General features: G+C 45.7%; 1 protein-coding gene (only partly in view). It reads right to left on the bottom strand.

Features of this window, described 5'->3' with window-relative positions:
* A protein-coding gene (locus tag ACNKW2_RS07620) for a non-ribosomal peptide synthase/polyketide synthase (RefSeq protein WP_419148019.1) crosses the window boundary here: on the bottom strand, window positions 1-23,127 show its 5' portion. Its footprint begins 4,449 nt before the window's first position; only the first 23,127 of its 27,576 coding nucleotides appear in the window; the start codon lies at window positions 23,125-23,127; its stop codon lies off the left edge, out of view.

Genomic DNA, 23,127 nt, shown 5'->3' with positions numbered 1-23,127 from the left:
CGGCGAAATGGCTACCCCAGGAGCGTCATCACTGCATGAAAGTAATTGCTGCTGCACCGCATCACTATTAATTACACAGGTGCGATGTGCAGAAAAGGTTTCATGGTATTGCTGCTGTGTAATAACACACACTGCATTTGAGTCGTGGATTAAATAATCAATCCGCGATTGTGGGTTATCAGGGTCTATGGGTAAATAGGCGCCGCCAGCTCGAAGCACTGCCAGCATACAAGCAATGAGTTCGGCCGATTTAGCTATACTAATTGCCACAATATCGCCAGGCTGTACACCCATATTAATGAGTAAACTTGCCCTTTGATTCACCCACTTATCTAGCTCTGCATAAGTAACCTGGGTATCGTCATGTGAAATGGCTATTGCTGCTGGCGTTTGTTGCGCTTGCAACGCAAACCACTCAGAGAATGGTGCCTGCAAAGCAAATTGAGTGTCAGTGTCATTCCAATGTGCCAATGCCTGATGATCAACCTCAGCGATGATGTCCAATTGATGCAAAGGTGTATTTGGCTGCGCTAGAACCGCTTGGGTCAGTACTTCATAGCTGCGAGATAGCCTTTCAATACTGTGTTTATCAAACAACTCACTGTTAAACTCCCAGGCCAGCACAATGCCACCGTGAGGTTTTTCTAACGATGACAATTTAAGGTCAAATTTACTGGTATCGCGGTCATAGCCCATCGGCTCTAGGGTTAAATCAGTCAGCTGTAACTCATCAAATTCATTATTTTGCAATGCGAACAAAATTTGGAACAAGGGTGAGTGATTTAAGCTACGTTCTGGCCTTAACACCTCAACTAAACGTTCAAATGGCATATTTTGGTGCTCAAATGCATCCAAGATCATACTACTCTGATCACTCAAGTTGGCTACAAAGCCGTCACCAAGATCGAGTCGGTTTCGTAATACAAGGGTATTTACAAAGAAGCCTACTAGAGGCTCTACTTCTTCGCGCTCTCTACCTGCAACTGGGGTACCAATCATAATATCTTGGCTACCACTGTAACGAGCCAGTAAAACAGCAAACAAAGATTCTAATACCATAAACAATGAGCACCCCTGCTGCTGAGCTAGGACATTTAAGGCCTGGCTAGTTTGCTCATCAAGCTCAGTGATCACGCGCCCTCCTTTGAAGGACTGTACTGGAGGGCGAGGCTTATCAAGCGGCAGGCTATGAAGTTTTGGCGCACCTTGCAATGCCCTAACCCAATAGTTTTCTGCCTGCTCTAGCGCCTGTTGCTGCTCACTTTGGTGCTGCCACACCGCATAATCTTTGTACTGAATAGATAACTCAGGAAGTGTTAATGGTCTTGCTTCACACAGTTGCTGATAAACAGAGAATAACTCTCGTTCAATCACAGCGAATGACCAACCATCTACGGCAATATGATGGATCACTATGGCTAACACATACTCTGTTTCCGCCAACTTGAATAAAGTGGCTTTGACTGGTAGCTCAGTGTCTAAGTTAAACCGAGTGGCAGCCAATTCTTGTAACGCTTGATTTAACTGCTCTTCTGCTCTGGGTTGGTCGCTGTAGTCCGACAAAGTCAGTGCTGTGCTGTGTGGTAGAACAACTTGAACAGGACCTCCATCTTGCTGCTGGTATACGGTACGCAAAATTTGGTGGCGCTTACTGAGCTCAACAAATGCCTGCTGCAGAGCACTGACATTTAGGTTACCAGTAATGCGATAATTAGCGGGTACGTTGTAGTTGCTGCTGCCTTGCTCTAATTGATCTATAAACCACAAGCGACTCTGTGCATACGAAAGTGGATAGCAATGGTCGTCATGGTTCACCACTTGAATTTGCGATTGCAGCCTTTCTTCAGCATGGTCAATGACTTTCGCTAATGCCGAAAGCACAGGTGTCTCAAACACCTGTTTAACCCCAATGGCAATAGCAAAGCGGTGCTTTAACTGCGTGACCAGCCTCATTGCCAATAATGAATGACCACCGAGGCTAAAGAAGTTATCTTGTTGACCCACCGAGTCGATCGATAATAGTTGCTGCCAAATTTCAGCCAACGCTTTTTCAGTGTCTGTCTCAGGCTCTTCGAACCGCGGTTGCTGGCTCTGCTGCGGCACTGGAAGTTGTGCTTTATCGACTTTACCATTATCTGTTAAAGGGAGTTGCGCCAAATGATAATACTGACTCGGACACATATAGTCCGGCAACTTATCTTGCAGATATTGTTCTAGCGTTAGCTGACATGCTTGCTCAGCGACATAATAGGCAATAAGCTGATTTTCTTGATAAATACTGACTACCGCGTCATCCACTAATGGGTGCTGACGTAGTACCGTTTCAATTTCTCCTAGTTCAATCCTAAACCCGCGTAACTTGACCTGACTATCTGCACGGCCATGATAAAGCAATTGACCTTGCTCATTGACGCTCACCAAATCACCAGTACGATACCAAATACCATCTGCAAAGGTGTCATCATCTTGCAAGAAACGCTCAGCGGTCAGCGATGGATTATTCAAATAGCCCAATGCGACGTTGTTACCACTGACATAAAGCTCACCAATGCAGCCTGCTAACACTGGCTTTTGGTACTTATCAAGCAATAACGCTCGGTTGCCTGCCAGCAACTCCCCAATAGGCGGAAGCAGTGGCCATTCATTGCTATCCCCAGATAAGACATACTCAGTGACAACATGAGTTTCAGAAGGCCCATAATGGTTAATTAAAACACACTCTGGGTGACGCTTGAAAAAGCGTTTTACTTCTTTCGTCACTTGCAACTGTTCACCAGCCGTTACCACTTGCTTGAGGTGTGGCAAGGTTTTATTGTCTGCCAAAGCTTCACCACACAACACCGATAACACAGCAAATGGCACAAATACTCTGCCTATCTCGTTTTTATCAATGCTCTCAAGCAATGCCGTCATATCCAGACGCGTTTGTTGATCAATAATATACAGCTCGCTCCCAGAGGTCAGCGCAGTACAAATTTCCTGCAATGAGACATCAAAATTCATTGCCGCAAACTGCAATGTTTTCTCTTGGTGAGCTAGGTGACTCTCCGAGCGGCGTTGGTATTGCAACAGACTTGCTAATGTGCGATGAGGAACATTCACCCCTTTAGGCTTACCTGTAGAACCTGAAGTATGAATGACATATGCAGAGGCATTTAAATTTCCTTGCCAATCAGGAAGCTCCTCAGAAGCTGCTGTTACCTTCAAATGTTCCATGGTAACAGTGTGCAGCGTCTCAGGTAATGCAACGTGGGACGTTTCTGTATTGATAACAGCGAACTGAATTTGGTTATCGTTACAGATAGTATTGATGCGATCCTTTGGCCATTGATAATCAACCGGCATATACACGGCACCAATGCGCCATAACGCAAGCATAGCCAACACGGCATCCACTCCCCTAGGCAGCATCACCACAACTTCATCATGCTGCCTTACTCCAGCTTGATGAAGTGCTGAGCTTACTTGCATCACTTGCTCAGCGACTTCTGCATAGCGCAAGCTAGTATGTTGATCTCTCAGCGCTATTGCATCTGGATATTGTGCCACCGCTTGCATAAATAATGGCATCACCTGATCCTCAGATTGTAAGGATTCAGAAGGGCAAGAAATAACATGATCTTGGCTAGTTGGAACCACATCAAACGCGGCTATCGCTTGTTGTGGTGCCTCTATGATTTGCGATAACAAAAGGTGTAAAGCTTCGTCAAACCTAGCAATACGCTGTTGATCAAACAGATCGGTATTGTATTCCCATGAAAACCCTAAGCCGTGCTCATTTTCTATGGCACTGAGGGTAATATCAAATTTAGCCAGCGCCGCCTTGCTGCGCTCAATATCCAACTGGAGTGTTTCACTCTCAATATCCACAGATTGGTTATTGTGCAGCACAAACATGATCTGGAACAACGGGCTATAAGCTAAGCTACGCTCAGGCGCGATGCTTTCGACCAAGGCCTCAAATGGCACATCCTGATGAGTCTGCGCCTCTAACATATAGGCTTTGCTGCGCGATAGAATATCACTGAATGTGTCTGATGAACTAAACTGAGTACGCATCACCAAAGTGTTCACAAAGAAGCCGACTAAGTCGATGAGCTCTTCTCTGCGACGATTGGCAACAGGTGTCCCTAGCACAATATCATCTTGATGACTTACCTTATGTAGCAGCAAACTGAAGGCCGATTGCAGCACCATATAGAGGGTTGTATCCGTTTGTGTCGCTAACTGCTCCAGCTGCTGAAGGTGCGATTGACTTAATTGTGAGTCATACCATGCCCCGCGGTAGCTTTGCTTAGCAGGCCGAGGTCTATCGGTTGGCAGGCCATGCACGGCTGGGATCCCCTTAAGTGCGTGTTGCCAAAACTCAACCTGCTGCGCTAACTGCTCACCTTGCAACCAACTACGCTGCCACATTGCAAAATCAGCATATTGCACGGCAAGCGTTGGCAACTGAGCTGTGTTAGCGCCCATTAAAGCATCATAAAGCTGGATAAACTCTTTAGTGATTAGCCCCATAGACCAACCATCGGCAACAATATGGTGAACCGTAAGTAACAACTTATACTGGCATGCATGTTCCTTCACTAAGGTTACATTGAGCATAGAGTCATAACGCAAGTCGATTGCTAGTGTTGCAGCTTGGGTTATCGCTAATTGCAACTGCTGTTGTTTCTGCGACTCTGGAAGCGCACTTAAATCCTTAAAGGTAAGTGCAAAGTTGTCACCATCATGGGCTATTTGACGCCCTTCCCCTTCATAGTTAACAAACTGACTTCTCAGCACTTCATGCCTTGAGATTAGAGCTTTAAACGCCTGCTCCATGACCTCAATATCTATCTCGGAATTGATCGCATACACCATTGGAATGTTGTAGTTACCGCTATTTCCCTCAAGCTGATTAATAAACCACATTCGCTGTTGTGCATAAGATAAAGGCGCACCTTCTGCAGGTCGCTCTAACACTCGAAGTTGTGCACTTTGCTCTAGTTGCTCACTGTCATCAATGAGTTTGGCTTGTTTAGCAATGGTGTTAGCAGTAAAGACCGACTTAACTGGTAATTCAACATTAAATTCAGCAATAACTGCCGTAACTAATCTGGTTGCCAATAATGAGTGACCACCGAGGTGAAAGAAATTATCGCTAATACTGACTGCTTCTTTGTGTAATAGCTTTTGCCAAATCACTTTCAAGCGTTTTTCAGTATCCGTTCTTGCCTCGACGAAATCGTGTTGTGCCAGTACCTCGATTTTCGGTAAGCGGCTACGATCCACTTTACCATTAGGCCGATAACTAAAGCTTTCTACGCACATGAAGGCATCAGGTAACATATACTCGGGTAGCTTTTGTCCCAACGTAAGTTTCAGTGCATCTAACAAGCTTGCTCTATCGCTTTGTCTAACTTGCGTCAGAATATAAGCGTGTAGCTGTTGCAGCTCTTTATCGAAGGTAACGATGGCATTTTGCACATCATTGTGACGGCTCAACTGTGCTTCAATTTCGCCAATCTCAATACGATAACCACGAATTTTAATCTGATAATCTTTACGACCTAAACAATGCAAACGTCCCTCTTCATCTAGCCGACCTAAGTCGCCAGTTGCATAAGCACGCCCAACCGGCGTTTCTATAAATGCTTCTGCGGTCTGTTGTTTACGGTTGAAATACCCAGCGGATAAGCCATGCCCAGTAATAGCAATTTCACCCACGGCACCATCTGGTACTGGGTTATGGTTGCCATCAAGAAGCAATACTTGGGTATTGGCGATGGCTTGGCCGATTGGCACGTACAAAGTGTCTAACTGCGACTCAGGCGTTATTACATAGTGGGTAACATCTGACATTACTTCGGTAGAGCCATAAAGATTGATAAGCTTGGTCTCTTGCAATGTGCCCAGAACCCGACGTGCAAGAGTACTAGGTAATGGCTCACCACTAACAAACCAATACTTAAGATCGGGCAGTCTGAACCCTGTTTGTGCCATATATTCATTTGCAATATTAAGCAAAGAAGGTGCTGTCACTACGCGATTAATTTTATGTCGTTGTAACGTTTTTAGTAGCTCTGGAGCTTGTTTGACCACATCCCTATCAATCAAATGCAAGGTGACCCCCTGCAATAACGGAGTGAATAACTCCCAAACCGCACGGATAAATGCCATAGAAGTAATATGACAGGCTTGTTCGTCTGCACTATAAGGGTAATCTTGCGCCATCCAGTTTACTCGGTTTAAGGTGGCACCATGTGTTCCAAGCACCCCTTTAGGGTTACCGGTAGAACCAGAAGTGAAGATAATATGCGCGCCATCGGATGGCTGTAATGACAGTGGGTACTGTCTCGATTGCGGCTGTTGTGCAATCGCATCGGCAACCGCTTTAGCATCTAAAGTGAGCACATCAGCAGCCACATCCCATGCCAATACAGCACTGTTTTCATTGCTCAGTACAAGCTTACAGGCCACCTCATCAACCATATACTCACAGCGCTGTTGTGGCAGCTCTGTTGAGACTGGCACATAAATAGCGCCAAGTTTGATCACGGCAAGAATTGCCACCACTCGAGAAATGTCTCGAGACATACATATTGCAATGCGATCACCTTGTTCAACTCCTTTATGACTTAGGAAGTTGGCCAGTTTGGACGCGCGATTATCCAGTTCTAAATAGCTTAGTCGCTGCTTTCCGGCAACGATGGCTGTGGTCTGAGGATTGCTTGCCACCACGTTTTGCCACTGCTCAACGAGTGTTTCATTTGCTGTCACTGCGGGTAATGGTGATGGTAAAGCTGCCTTTTCACTCCAACGCTGCGCCAGTATTGCTGCATCAGGTTGTTGACAGCCAATGGTCAGTAAGTGCTCAAACTCATGCGCAATCATACGCATTGTTGTCGCCTTAAACAGCCGTGCATCATAAGCCCAATTTAGCTCATAGCCTGCTTCGCTGCGTGACAAATACAGGGTTAAATCGTACTTATTATCGAACTCACCTAACGCCAGACCTGAAACCTCAAGCCCCAACACATCAAGCTCATGCTGCTCATGGCCATCATAATTTAGCATCACTTGGAACAATGGAGCATGTTGTAGATTGCGCTCTGGATTGAGTACCTCAACAAGGCGTTCAAACGGCAGATTGGCATGCTCATGCGCAGCGAGATGCTTGGCCTTAGCCTGTTGCAATAACTCCCTTAAGCTCGGAGACTGACTCAAATCAAGCCGTAATACCACCGAGTTTAAGAACAACCCCATGACATCTTGTAATGCAGCATCATTGCGGTTTGAAACTGGAGTGCCAACGACAATGTCATCCTCGTTACTCCAACGTGCAAGTAACGCAGCAAACACACTGTGTAATAACATAAATGAAGAAGCTTGCTCAGACGCTGCAAGTCGATCTAACTGCTCACTCAGCGTACGAGATAACTGCTGTTGATAGTAGCCACCTTTGAAAGGTAACTCACTGTCACGTGGGCGATCTAAAGGAATACTATGCACAGTTGGGATGCTTTCTAGCTGCGATACCCAATATTGTTCACTTTGTTGCAATGCAACCATGTTTTCCGGTTCACGCTGCCACTTGGCGAAATCTCGATACTGTACTTCTAGTGGCTCACTACTGGCTTCTTCTCCTTGCACTAATTGATTGTATTTATCAAACAACGCTTTTTCGAAGATGCTATAAGAGCCTCCATCTGTCGCAATATGGTGCATGCAAATCATCAAAATATGCTTGTTAGCAGAAATACGGCACAACTCAACCCGGATCACTTCACCAGCTTGGAGGTCAAATTTGCGGGCATTGAAAGCATTAAAATGGGATTGCACCTTTTCTTCAGAAAGGGTCACTTGACGCAATTTAAAAGGAGTTTGTGACAGAGGGATGCTGCGCTGCAACACCTGCTGCTCAGTGCCTTTTTCAACTACTTTAAACTGGCTGCGTAGGCTCGCTTGTGACTCAATCACATGTGCTAAGGCGTCCTCAAAAGCGCTAACATGTATACTGCCAGACAAAGTATAACCCGCTGGCATATGGTAACTAGAAGCATCGGGGTTTAACTGCTGCATAAACCATAATCGCTCTTGTGCAAAGCTGAGAACGGTCCATTCTTGTTCAGCAACCACGGCGGTGAGTGTAGGCCCTTGCTCTTCAGCTTGCGCTTGATCCACCCGCTGCGCCAACTCAGTAATAGTACTATGGCTGAAAATGGCTTTTAGCGGGAGTTGAACGGCAAACTTGCGAGCAATGGCAATCAACATCCGCGTTGCAAGTAATGAATGTCCTCCTAGTTCGAAGAAGTTACTGTCAACACTGACTTTTGCTTCATCGAGCTTTAACAGCTTAGCCCACACAGTGACCAAAAAGTGCTCTGTCGGTGTGGTGGCAGCTTTAATGTTTTGACTAGACTGAGTAACCGTTTTTAACTGGGTCATTACTTTTGCTTTGTCTAGTTTACCATTGCTCGTCAGTGGTAGTTCATCCACAAAGGCGAATAGATCTGGCATCATATAGCTTGGTAACGCCTTAGCAAGCACACTATTTAAGTCTCTTTGTACTTCACTTTGTAACTTGTCACCGACACTGACTATGGCCACCGCTAATTGTTGCTGGCCTTGAGTGTCTGTGACCGTGAAGCTGCGGGCCTGAGCAATAAAGTCACAGCTTTGTATCGCGATATCAATCTCATTCAGCTCTACTCGGAAGCCGCGAATTTTAACTTGATCATCATTGCGGCCCAGGTACTCAAGTTTATTGTTGCCATTAAGCCTTACTCTATCTCCGGTACGATAACACCGCACGCCCTCTTCTGTGATAGTAAAGCGCTCTGAGCTAAGCTGTTCATGACCCAGGTAGCCAAGGGCAACCTGTGGACCGCTGACGTATAGCTCACCGATTGCCCCCCTAGGCACTGCTTTTTGAGCATCATCTAAAATTTGCACATCACAGTCACCCACAGGAAGCCCGATCGAGGCATAACCAGTTTGTGAAAAGTCAGTGATTAGATCTGCACAGGCAACATGCGTTTCTGTCGGGCCGTAATGGTTCCAAAGCTTAATCGTATTTTGCTCACACCATGTATTTATCGCTTTAGATAAGAACAAGGCTTCACCGGCTACAATAACCTCCCGCAACGAACAATCTAGGTGACTTTCTAAGACTTCCTCAGCAATAATCTGCAGCACCGCTGGCGGACAAAAAAGTCTTTCTATTCTTTTATTAAGCAAGTGCTGTGGTAATTGTGCCAAGTTATCTTTTTCACTGTCATCCAGCGTTATAATGGTGCTGGCTGTAAACCAGCTTGTCACTAACTCTTGGACCGAAACATCAAACGTCAGTGGTGTAAACTGCAAAGTACGCAGTGCATTAAATAAACCATGTTCACTGGATTGAGCAGCAACCAAGTGGCATAAAGCCCCGTGTGTTTGCACCACTCCTTTGGGTTCACCAGTTGTGCCAGAAGTATAAATGACATAGGCAGGATCATTAGCGGTGATAGGTGAATCAGGTTTATAGGCGCTATCGTCATAGCTATCAAGCTGTTGCTGTAATTGCGTCCACGGTAACTCTATGGCTGTTATATCCAGTGTTTCTAGCACTGCGCTTAGGGTATTCTGGCTTGTTGTTTCAAGAACAAATTTAGTACCGCTATTTTGCAGGATAAATTGCTGACGCTGTTGAGGTAACTTAGCATCCAAAGGTAAGTATGCTGCGCCAAGAATCGTGACCGCTGCGATGGCCAAATAACTGCTTGGCGAACGGCTGCTGGTCAGAGCAACAACCTGATGCTGGCGAACCCCATGTTGGTGTAAAAGCCGAGCAAGCTGGTTTGCTTTAGCCACAAAAGTTTGATAATCCCAGCGCTCACCAGAAAACTCAAACGCACAGGCATTGGGCGTCGATAGCGCGGTGTGGTGCAATATTTCGGCAATCGAACTTGGGTACTGTACGTGACTATTGTTGGCTGTGACTAAGCTGGTGTTATCGCTTATTTCGACGTTTGTAAGTGCGGTTTCTGGGGCCGCTAATGCGCCTTCGCAAAGCTCGACAAATGTATCCGCAATAGAACGTATAGTCGCGGCTGCAAACAGGTCGCTATTGTATTCCCAGTCCAGTTGGATCTGTCCTGCTTGCTCTACCACCGACAAAGTCAAATCAAATTTACTTTGTTCGAATTCAACGGGGCGCTCACGTAATTCAACGCCATCAAGCTGCCACGCCTCGGTGTGCTGGCTCTGCACAACTAATAATATCTGGAATAGTGGATTGTAGCGGTTGCTTCGAACTTGCTGTAAGTCAGCCACTAACGTTTCAAACGACACATTTTGATTATCAAACGCGGCTAATGCCACTTCGCGACTGTCATTGAGCAACTGAGCAAAAGAAAGCTGTAAATCGGTATCCATTCGCAATACCAATGTATTAGCAAAAAAGCCCAGCATATTTTGCGTCTCGACTAACTCTCGATTCGCTACCGGCGTGCCAATCACAATATCACGACTACCACTGAACTTACTTAAGACTGCACTTAATAGCCCATGCATGGCCATAAAGATACTGTTACCGTTTTGCTCACAATACCTTTTCAATGCCGCTGTGGTGTCAGCACTGAGCTTATTGAACACCACTTGGCCAGTATGAGACATCGCCTCTGGTCTTGGCTTATCTGTGGGCAGATCATGTACTTGTGGAAGATTGGCTAGTTGCTGATGCCAGTATTGACGTTGCGACTCAAACTTACTGCTAGCTGTTCTACTTTGCTCCCAAACGGCATAATCTGCGTATTGCAAAGGAGTGCTTGGCAGGCATGAAACATCTCCATGATGCTGATAGAGACTGTTTAACTCACTCATGAACAGTTCAATACCTGAACCATCCATTGCAACGTGATGAAAATTAAATACCAGTGTGAAATATCTAGCCCCATGAGAAAAAACATACGCCCTAAATAATACTTCCTCAGCTAGGTTAAATGGCGTTACCGCAAGTTCGGCTAATTGCGCATCAACCTGTTGGGCTGTTAGGTGTTCAGCATTAATTCTCTGTAATGTAAATGATTCACTGCCGAGTACGCGCTGATAAGGACCCTCTTCATCATGGCATAGAGTTGTTCGTAATACTTCATGCCGCTCTACTATAGCATTGAGAGCCTGAGCGAGCCGCTCTATGTCTAAGTTGCCCTTAAAGTCAAAGGCAAAAGGCATATTATATTGCGCGCTTTGCCCCTCCATTTGATCCACTAGCCAAAGGCGCTGCTGAGCTTCACTCAGAGGTAGCCGTTCAGGTCTAGGCATCTTTTCCAGCGTGGTGCTATCGCTGAGGTCAGTTTGTGCTGCAAGCTCACTTGCTAGCAACCGAACCGTAGGGTATTTAAACACAGCAGATACATTAACTTCATAGGCATCGTGCTGCTTTATCAATGCGACCAGTTTAGTCGCCGCCAGCGAATGACCACCCAGCACAAAAAAGTTAGCTTCAATACTCACCTGCTCTACTTCTAAATCAAGCACCTTAGCCCAAAGTTGTTGTAAAAAACGCTCTGTTGCGTTGGTGGGTGCTACGTAGTCGCTCTCGTTAGACTGTACTTGAGGCAAAGCGGCGTAATTGAGTTTGCCACTGATTGCATAGGGTACTTTGTCAATGCGATGATAAAAGCTTGGTTGCATGTATTCAGGTAACTCAGCCTGAGCGTGTTGCTGCAATAACGCAGTGATTTCTTCATCTGACAGCTCCACCTCTTCGGCGGCAATGAAAAACGCCACTAAGTTTGCCCGCTGAACCATCAAAATGACTTGTGATACCGCGTGACACCGATCCAGCACCACTTCGATTTCACCCAGCTCGATTCGGAAACCTCGAAGCTTAACTTGTTGATCGAGACGACCTAAAAATTCAAGCTTACCTTGATGATCCCATCGCACTAAATCACCGGTGCGATAGAGTGTACCTGGGTGATAAGGATTGTTAATAAATACTTTATCTGTTTGCTGCGGGCTGTTTAAGTAACCGGCTGTAACACTCAAACCACCGATACATAATTCCCCTTTGGCTCCAATTGGCAAACAACGCTGATGTTTATCCAGAACATACAACTGGGTATTGGCGATCGGCTCACCTAGATGTGGCAGGCCTGCCGTCACTAGTGTTTGAGATACCTGAACGGTTGTTTCAGTAGGACCATAAGAATTGAAGAAAGCCACATCATGGCTTGTACTATACTCGGTCAATTGCTGCCAAAGTTTTTGGTTTAATGCTTCTCCTCCTAACATCATGTTTGGCATCTGATATGCGGTAGACTCTAGCATTTGCTCAGCAAATGATGGGGTGGCAGAGGCAAAGTCAATTTGTTTCTGTTGACAAAAACGTATGAACGCATAAGGGTCTTTAGCAGTAGACTGATCCGCAATAATTAACCTCGCACCATGCGCAAGTGCAGCTAGGCCAAACATACAAGCATCAAAAACCAACGGAGCGCGCCAGCCCCAGCGAACATGACTCAGCTCCTCAGTGGCAAAGGTTCGCTGCACCCAGCTACTCATGAATTGAGTTAAATTATTTTGCGTAACACACACTCCTTTTGGCTCACCAGTAGAGCCAGAAGTAAACAAGAGATACGCGACTTCAACGTCCCCTACAGACTGCCATGGGAGCGTTCGCTTAATGTTATTGATATCAATCACTTTGGCATTCGCTTCAAGCGTTGCGGCTAATGCCATATCTTGTGCCAGCAACCACTGGATTTGTGCTTGTTTACAGATTTTATTAATACGTGCTTGAGGATAATCCTCAGCCAGTGGAACAAAAGCGGCACCACAAAGCTGAGCGGCATAAATGCCAACCAGTGCATTTATACTACGAGGAAGCAACAGAGCAATATTGTCGCCGGGCTTTACCCCTAAGTGCTGCAAATAGCCAGCAAGCTCTATGGCTTTGCCTCTTAGCTGCTGGAAACTCAGCTCTTCGCTATCTTGCTCAACGGCGATTTGATCTGGGTTATGTTGAGCTTGCCATTCAAGTAATGAAATCAGACTTTCCGCGTCTGTAAGTCGCGGTCCCTCACCAAGAGCAATGGCTTTTTGCTGCTGTGAAGGTGAAATAATATTCGGCAGTGACTGCAGCGGCATTTCACTGTTGTTTAGCAGCAAGTCTAGGGCATGATTAAGCAGTGTCAGCATTGCCTGCGCGGAGTCAGCCGTAAAAATATCGGTGCTGTAATCCAGTTGGAAAAGGATCTCACCAGAGTGCTGTTCACTGGCACTAAGCGTGATGTCAAACTTAGCAAAACTACTTTGTTCTGGCATCGTTTCACACTGCAAATCGCCAAGGGTGACGTCTGCACTATGCTCAACCGCTAAATAATTAAACATTATTTGGAATAGCGGATGAATATGTGCAGCTCGCTCGGGGTTTAATGACTCCACCAGGCTCTCAAATGGATAAGCTTGATGCTCATAAGCATCCAAAAACATTTGATTTTGTTTTGCCACAAACTCACAGAAACTGTGTTGCTGACAAACTTGTGAACGCAGCACCACACTATTCACAAAATAACCAATAATATGCTCACTATGGGGTTGCTGACGGTTTGCCATCGGCGTCCCCATTACAATATCATGCTCATTGCTTAACGTTGCCACAACCCATGCAAAAGCACTTTGTAACACCACAAACGGTGACGTTTTCTGCTGTTGAGCAAAGTCACGGATCTGTTGTGCTCGCGTTAATTCCAGTGTACTAAACAGGGTCTCAGCGCGATAGCTGGCATCCACAGGACGCGGCTTATCTAGCGGCAGCGCATGCTGCACTGGCAGTTCCGCCAATTGCTGTAGCCAATACCCAGATAGCTTTTCCACATACCCTGGGTTTGCCATTTGAGCGCTCTGCCATCGTGCATAGTCGTAATACAGCGGCAAGTGTTCGGGCTGCATATTCAAATCTTTATAGTATTCACCAAGTTGCTCAGCAATAAGGTTCATTGACCAACCATCTGCTGCTATGTGGTGAATACACAATGCCAACACGAAGCGCTCATTTGGTAAGCTTATCAACTTCGCTCGCAGCATCGACGGACTTTGCGGAGTTAGGCCCTCGCTCATTTCAGCTAGGCTATGTTGTAGTTGAATATCGGCCTTGTCACTGCTGAGATCAGATAAATCCTGCTCAACTAGAACGTTATGAGGCACTTCATTCAGGTGTGCTTGTAGCTCCTGAGAAGATGAAATCGACGTCCGCAATACTGGGTTGTGTGCCATTAACAATCGAATGGCTTGCTGTAAACGTGCCACGTCAGGTTGTTGCTGCAGTATTAAATTAAGCGGAATGTAATAGCCAGCTTGATCATCACTCATTTCACATGCGAGCCACATTTGCCGTTGTGCCAACGACAAGCAAGGTACTTGAGCATCAGTGCGAGTAATGGTGTGCATATTTTGCTCATCAGGCTCTGATTTGGTGGCCTCAGCCTCAATACTCTGGCTCCCAGTGTCTTGCTGCACTAACCTGGCTTGCGCGGTCACAGTTGCATGTTTAAAGATACTGGATAAAGACCAATCACAAGCAAAGGTTTTATTTATCAATGCAACTAGCTTAGCCGCAATCAAAGAGTGGCCACCTAATGCAAAGAAATTATCTGTGATACTGATGTCAGCAGCAGCCACGGTGAGTACCTGACTCCAAAGCGCTACTAGCTTTGCTTCGACCGAATTGGTTGGGGCACGATATTCTGTGGTTTTCATGTCAGGGGCAGGTAACTGACGAACATCCACTTTACCATTGATAGTCAAAGGCATACTCTCAAGCATAACCATCTGACTTGGCACCATATAGTCTGGTAACTTCTCAGCCAATTGCGCAGTTAACTGCTCACTGGGGTCCTCTGCTGTTTCCTGCACACAAGTGAAATAAGCGACTAACTGCTGTTCAATCACCAAGACATGCGCTTGTTTGACTATATCGTTACTCATGAGCAACTGAGTTATCTCACCTAACTCAACCCTTAGGCCTCTTAACTTCACCTGTTGGTCGCCACGACCTAAATAAATAAGCTGCCCGGATTCATCCCAACGCACCATATCACCTGTGCGGTACAGTTTAGTGGTTGCTAAGTGGCTATTTAAAAAACTGGCTTTAGTTTGCTCAGGGCGGTCAAGATAACCCGGTGTGACTCCAAGGCCTGCAACATAGAGCTCACCTTTGGCTCCTATGGGTAGTTGGCGTTTAAACTCATCCAAGACAAAAAACTGAGTATTATTGACGGGTTGTCCAAGATGTGGAACGCCTCCAGTAATTTCCGTACAGGTGACGTATACCGTTGTTTCTGTTGGGCCATACATATTATAAGCTCGGTGCCCTTGCGCTCGAAGGGCCACCAGCCTACTCCAAAGAGGCTTTTCTATTGCTTCACCCCCCAAGCCCAAAACCGGCAATTGCTCCCCCCTCGGCCAGCTGTTGAGCATCAACTCAGCAAACGAAGGCGTTGCAAAAGTAAAGTTAATGTTATGTTGTTTTATAAAATCAATATAACGGTTAGGGTCTCGACTACTCTCCCTATCACACACCCACAATTGACCACCCAGTGCCAATGTCGCCAACCCGACAAGACTGGCATCAAAAACCAAGGGGGCTCGCCAACCCCAACGGACTTGCTGGATGTTTTGTTGCTGATAAATCGTGTTGGCAACAACAGCAATAAAATGACCAAGGTTACCATGGCTCACTTTAACGCCTTTCGGCTCCCCTGTTGAGCCAGAAGTAAATAAAATATACGCCAAATCATCTGCAGTGATTTTCTCTTGCTGGTAATCACCGCCTGTGGCGGCAAGCTGCTCTACTGCAATGACAGGGATCTGTCCTTGGTAGTTATGTGACAACTGCTGCGAACAAATAATCACCCTTGGTTTTGCTTGTCGACAAATGCTCTCGATTCGTTGACTTGGATAACTCTCGTCCAGCGGGACATATGCTGCGCCGCACAAATGGATCGCGTATAAAGTAACTACCGTTTGAACATTGCGCTGTAGTAACACCGCTACAGTGTCACCATGCTTAACACCATGTCCTTGTAATGCCGCAGCATAACTGTGCGCTTGCTGACTTAATTGCGCAAAGGTAAGCTGTTCATAAGCGTCTCCCAGCGCCACAGTGTGACCGGCAACAGTTGCCAACTCATTCAAGCGTGAGGGCATTGACGGTGCCATAAGGCTCTCAAATGACGCGTTACCTTGAACCTTATCCAGTTGTGTAACTTGCTTAGGGGAAATAAGCGAAATGTCGCGCATTGGCTGACTAAGCTGGGTAAGATCTGTGCTTAAAAGGTGTACAAACTGCTCTAATAAGCTTTCAATAAAGCGTTTAGAGAACAACGATTTGGCATAGTCCACTTCAATATTTAACGCACCTGAATCGGCTTCTATAGCAACGAAAGACAAATCAAACTTAGCTGCAGCCTGCTCCGGAGCTAACGCCGTAATATCCACCTCTGGTAGTGCTAATGTTGTCAGATGCTCATCGTGAGTGAGGTAATTAAACATGATTTGAAATAATGGGTGACAGCCATTTATTCGTGCAGGATTGAGCATCTCAACGACTTTCTCAAAAGGCAACTCTTGGTGTTCATAGGCTTGTAATACCAGCTGTTGCTGTCGTTGTAACATCTCACTGAAGGTATTTGACCAGTCAATTTGGCTGCGCAGAACCACCGGGTTAATAAAGTACCCGAGCATGTTTTGGGTGTCATGATGGCTACGATTTGCCATTGTGGTCCCCATAACAATATCGTTCTCACCACTTACATAGGCAAGGGTCAACGCCAACGCGCTTTGCAATAACACAAAAGGTGTAACGTTATGGGCGTTGGCGAGTGCTTTCAAATTCTCATGGTGAGCTTTGTCAATCACACTTTTGCAGGTACTGGCAACGTGAATGTCATCTTGACGATCGGCCTTAGTAGGTAAACCATGCAGTGTTGGTAAGTCGGTTAATTGCGCTTGCCAAAATTGCTGCAATTGAGCTAGATAATGCGTGTCCTCAAACTGACGCCTTTGCCAACGAGCATAATCACTATATTGCGGTGATGCTTCAATGGTTGCTTCGGGGTCAAGATACAATTCAGATAATTGCTTACCCAAGAGCTCGATTGACCAGCCATCTGCAGCGATGTGATGGCACCATAGACGTAACTCGTAGTGCTCGCTTGCTACTTTTAGTAACACCGCTTTTAGCATGATATCGGCTGCAGGCGTTAATTCGGCAGCAACCTGTTTTGTTAATGCCGCGATTTTGGCTTGCTGTTCAGCTTTAGAGCAAGCCGTCATGTCAACATACTCCAGTAGATTTACTGGGACCTCATTTACTCGAGTAGAAAAACCTTGCTCCGTTTTCTCAATGCTGGTTCGTAACACACGGTGACGTGCAACTAAGCCAACTAACGCGCGATTAAGGCGTGCACTATCTATCTGACCATGTAACGCTACATGCAAAGGTAAAAGGTAACCCGCTTGGTTTTCACTGATCTCACAAGCAAGCCACATTTGTTGCTGCGCGAAAGATAACTCTGGATTACTGTCTGAAGCAATTTCTAAGGTGTCTGATGATAATGTTTGCTCATTTTGTGATGCAGCTAAAAGTTCTGCCAATTGCGCAATTGTTGGGTTAGAAAACAGTTGCGTCATGGTCAGTGAGGTGCTGAACGTTTTCTTTACCTCGCTTATTAATCTTGTCGCTAATAAAGAGTGTCCTCCTAAAGCGAAAAAGTTCCCATGAACACTGAGGTGTTCCGGTGGTAATTGTAAAATTGCCGCCCAAATGGTTGTCAGTGTATGCTCGAGCTCTGAACTTGGCGCAACGTAGTCGGTTGGGGCTTCCAATTCTGGCGCTGGTAAAGCCCGCTTATTCACCTTACCGTTGACTGTGGTCGGTAATTTGTTTAAGAACACAAACTGGCTAGGTACCATGTATGGCGGCAAGACTGCCTGTAAACTTTGTGTTAACTCTCGCTTAAGTTGCTCTGCTGCTTCCACCTTCTCACACGCTAGATACGCAACTAAGATCCCCTCGTAAGCAACCACTACTGCCTGACTTACCGCATCTTGTTGCACTATCACCGATTCGATTTCAGCAGGCTCAATGCGATAACCTCGTAATTTAAGTTGCTCATCAGCACGACCTATAAACTCTAACTGCCCATCACAGCTCCAACGCGCCAAGTCTCCGGTCTTAAATAGGCGCTGAGAAGGTAAAAATGGATCATCAATGAATTTCTCAGCAGTGAGTTCTGGTTGATCTTTATAGCCTTCGGTTACCCCTAAACCTGAAACCCATAACTCGCCTTTGGCTCCGCGTGGTAATAACTGCCCTCCTTCATCAACTAAGTAAAGCTGGCTATTCACTGCAGCTTTACCGATGTTCGCGTAAGTGGAGTTATTCACATCGCAACTGCTGGTGTAGACAGTGATCTCAGTGGGACCATAATAATTGCGAATAGATTGCCCCGAGTTGTTCGAAATCGTACTTAAGCGTTGCCACAACGAAGGTGAGATGCGTTCGCCGCCAACCGTAAGACTCGGTAATTGCGAAACATCCGGCCATTGCTCTAAAAACAGTTCACAAAAAGAAGGAGTGACACAACAATGTGTGATCTGCTGTTGTCGACAAAACTCAGCATAAGCTTGGGGATCATGACATGTATCTTCATCCGCTAGTACCACAGTTGATCCCGCCGCAAGCGCTCCTAGGCCTAGTAAAGAACCGTCAAAAACAAATGCTAATCGCCATCCCCACCGCACTTGTTCTGGAGGACATGCGGACATTGCATCTTGTGCAAAAGCGGTGAGGAAGTAATTGAGGTTTTGTTGACTGACGACCACGCCTTTAGGTTGCCCCGTCGACCCTGAGGTAAACAGCATGTAGGCAGTAGCTTGAGGTGATAGGGTGACCGGTTGACACGGCTTTTGTGCAGCTATCGCCACCTGTATTTCCACTGTTTCCAGTGCAATATCATTTACATTAGATGGCAACGAATGAGTCAGTAATAACTTTGCATTCGCTTGCTGAGCGATGTTATTTATTCTTTCTGCAGGAAATTTACTATCCACAGGGACAAACGCAGCCCCGCTAAGATGACAGGCATATACCGCCACCACATAATCGGCTTTCCTTGGCATCATCAGCGCCACAGCATCACCCGCAGTAACTCCGCGGAATTGCAAGTACCCCGCGAGTGCATGTGCTCTTTCTCTCAACTGCGCAAAGCTCAATGCATCTGTATCATCAATGACCACCTTGCGGCCGTTACAATGTTGACTTAAGTGCTCAAATCGCTCAACTAAAGTACCTCCTAATGTTGCGCCTTCCCCCTGTCCAAGCTTTATTACATCGGCTTGGCGGACTTGATCCATTACCTTTGGCAGCTCACATAAACGCTTGTCAGACGTTTGTAGCCAATTGCCTACACCATCATAAAACTGTGTCAATATTTGTTCGGCAGTGTCGTACTCAAAAAGTGCCTGATTATAATAGAGACTTGCACTTAACTGACCATCCATCCCCTGCCAAACGTCTAACGTAAGATCAAACTTTGCATGTTGATCTTGTTCAGGTAACACCTTGGCCTCAATATCTCCCAAAGTAAATGACTCACGCTGTGACACCTTACCTAAATAGTTGAATAAGATTTGGAAAACAGGATGTGCATGTTGTTGCCGCTCTGGATTGATGGTGTCCAAAACACACGAAAAAGGTAATGCCTGATTCGCCATAGCTGCCATAATGGTTTCATGCTGTTCCGCTACAAATTGCGTTAGCGTGCTTTGCGGCTCAACAGCACTACGAACCACAACGGGGTTAACAAAATACCCAATCATATGTTGGGTATCCGCTTGCTGACGATTTGCCATAGGGCAACCTATGATAACCTCACTTTCACGGCTAAACTGGTTAACCACCAAAGCGAATATACTCTGCATAACGACAAACTCAGAGGTGCCGTGCTGAGTTGCAAAACGGCTCACTTCTTGCCCCATGACAGCAGGAATGGTTTTGCGGATCATACCCGCTTGCATGCCACTGTGCTCATTCATGGCTGTTCTAGGGTGATCTAGTGCTATGCCATGTAACAACGGGATCCCTTGTAGCTGAGATTGCCAATACTCCTGTAGCGTTTGGTACTGGTCACTTGCATGCCAATGCTGGCGCTGCCAAATAGCAAAATCGCTATATTGAGGAGTGTTCAGCTGTGTTTGAGAGCCATCTGTTAGATATAATTCGCTTAGCTGTTGGGTGAGTAAGTTGATTGACCAGTCATCAACCGCGATATGATGAAAAACACAGCATAAAATATACTGCTGTTGACTAAGCCTAACCAAGGCTGCATTGAACAGCACTTTACTTTGCGGGGTCAAGTCACTGCCAAGATGTGTACGGATCTCCTCAATCTTTTGTTGCTGTTGAGAAGTACTCATTCCCTCTAAGTCAATAACTTCAATATTAAAAGCACTGACTTCGTTGCACACAGCCCGAAGTTGACCGTCTTGGTCTGAATCAATACTGGTCCTTAGCACGGGGTTATTACGCACGATTGTCTCAAATACACGCTGAAGTTTTACTACATCTACCCCCCCGTGTAATTCAATGGTAAGTGGAACCAGATAACTACTTTGCTGTTGGTCATGTTGACACGCAAGCCACATTTGCTGCTGAGCAAAAGATACATCAGGGTGAGAACTGCTATCCGCTAACGGGATTTGCATGGATGACACTGAAGAAGTGACATCTTGGTTATCTTGAATGTACTCTGATAACTCAATAATATTACAGTTTTCAAGTAATACTTTGACGCTCAAATCGAGATTCAAGCGCTCTGAAATCATCGCCAACACTCTCAGTGCAATAAGAGAATGACCACCTAAACTAAAAAAGCGTTGTTCACAACAGAGTGATTCGGGTGCGAGTTCAAACGCCGCTGCCCAGATATCCCGTAACTTATTTTGTAAATCATTGCTTGGTGCTACCCGCTGCGTGATCTCGCTTGTCGGTATCTGGTATTGGCGCAATGTGCGTTTATCAACTTTACCATTTGGTAGCAGAGGTAACTCAGGTAGCATAACAAAATGCGTCGGTACCATATGAGAAGGCAGCTGGCGCATAGCATACTCTCTAAGTACCTCACTATCGATGTTATCTTGTTGACATACATAGAATGCTATCAACTGTTTTTCATTGCCTACCTTTACATCAACGACTGCTAGATTGATGATGTCATGATGACCGAGCAGTTGGTTTTCAATTTCGCCTAGCTCCACGCGAAAGCCACGTACCTTCACTTGCTCATCGGTGCGACCTAAAAAGTAGAACTCACCAAGTTGGCCTTGCCTTACTAAATCACCAGTTCGATACCAACGGCTGTTACCGTAAGTTATAAACTTCTGCTGATTATCTTCATCGCGGTTAAGGTAACCTGCTGATAAACAGGGACCTGATAATAGCAGTTCACCGACAGCGCCCTTAGGTTGCTGCAAACCATGGCGATCAACAACCATTGCATTTCTAGGGCCGCAAACCGTTCCTATTGGTATGCTGGCTCTATTTAAATCACTGATGTCCACTTCATGCCAGGTGGAGGTAATCGTTGCTTCTGTAGGGCCATAAGCATTAATAAGTCGACACTTATCAAATAGTTCTAGCTCAGACCAACGCCTGACTATTTGCAGGTTAAGTGTCTCCCCTCCTAACACCAGCGTATGTAGCTTAGTTTGTTGCCAAAAACCGGCAAAATTATTTTGCTCAGCGAGCAACTCATTGACTAAGGCTGGAGGGAGATCGGTACAGCTTATATGGTTAGTCAGCATATATTCTGTTAGTTGCTCATGGCGCCATAGTTGGTCCCCTTTGAAATACACGCTGGCTCCTGACAGCAGTGCCACCCATATTTGCTCTAAAGCGGTATCGACATTCACTGAAGCAAACGAGAGCACATTATCTTTAGGCGTTAACTTCAAGTTCTCTTTCATACTCAAAATATGAGCTGAGAAGGAACGATAACTAATGGCAACCCCTTTAGGCAGACCAGTGGTGCCAGATGTGTAAATGATGTAAGCAGGAGTATCGAGAGCAATAGCTGGTGATTTAGCCATTGTTACCATTGATGTCGACATCAAGTCTGCATATCGTAATGCGGTAGCATCAAAAGCTTCTAACTCATAGTCCCCTTCTGCGGTGATGATATAATTAATTTCGGCATCAGTAATGATGTGTTGCAAACGTTCTTCTGGAAATGTGGGATCCAATGGTACGTAGGTCGCCCCCACGCGCCAAAGTGCCAATTGAGTAACCAAGGCCGATACTGAGCCTGGGATCATAACCCCGACACGACTGCCCGATGTCACAAAGGACTGCAGGCTCGATGCTAATGTTTCAGAATGCTGCTTTAGGGTGTCGTAGTTTACTGTGGAGTGGAGATCGCATAGCGCTACTTCGCTGCCGTGCTGGCTACATGTAGAGTCAAAATACTGGCCAATGGAAGTTACCTCTGCAGACGCTGCAGACTCTATAGTGGCTAATTCATTGTTACTCAATTCAATACTAGCTAAGAGCTTAGCCGGGTTTTTGCTTAAGCTTTCAAACAACCGCGATAAGCACTCAGAAAGAGAGATCACCGTTTGTTCATCAATAAGATGAGCGTTATAACGCCAGTTTATTTCTACTTCTTTACTGTCGCAGACATGTAACGTCAAAGGATGTATGCCTGATTCAACAGGGTCAATACGGTGTTGGCTGTAGCAAAACGATGGTAAATAATCGGTAGCTGATCCCCTGGAAGTCGACTTAACATCTGGAGTGTCTATATGAGTCTCGATACATGCCAGCAAATCTCGAAAACACCATTCATCATCAAGAATAAGTTCCAGCCCTTGGCTTTTACCATCTAGCAGGTCTGGAGCGCTATTCTGATATTCAATGATAACAGGTGACTCTTGATAGTACTTTGCGTAAACCAAAGTGAAGCAACTTAAAAGCAATCGCTTAGTGTCAGTTCCAAACTGTTCTGCAATCTGATTGATCTTTTTAGTTGGTAAGTCTGATTGCGGTAAACTATTGTACTTCCTTGCTTTGCTAGCACTAGTTTTATCGACGACCAC

The organism is Pseudoalteromonas 'SMAR' (genome assembly GCF_048515945.1).
Classification (GTDB): Bacteria; Pseudomonadota; Gammaproteobacteria; order Enterobacterales; family Alteromonadaceae; genus Pseudoalteromonas.
This window is presented reverse-complemented; position numbering and strand designations above follow the sequence as displayed.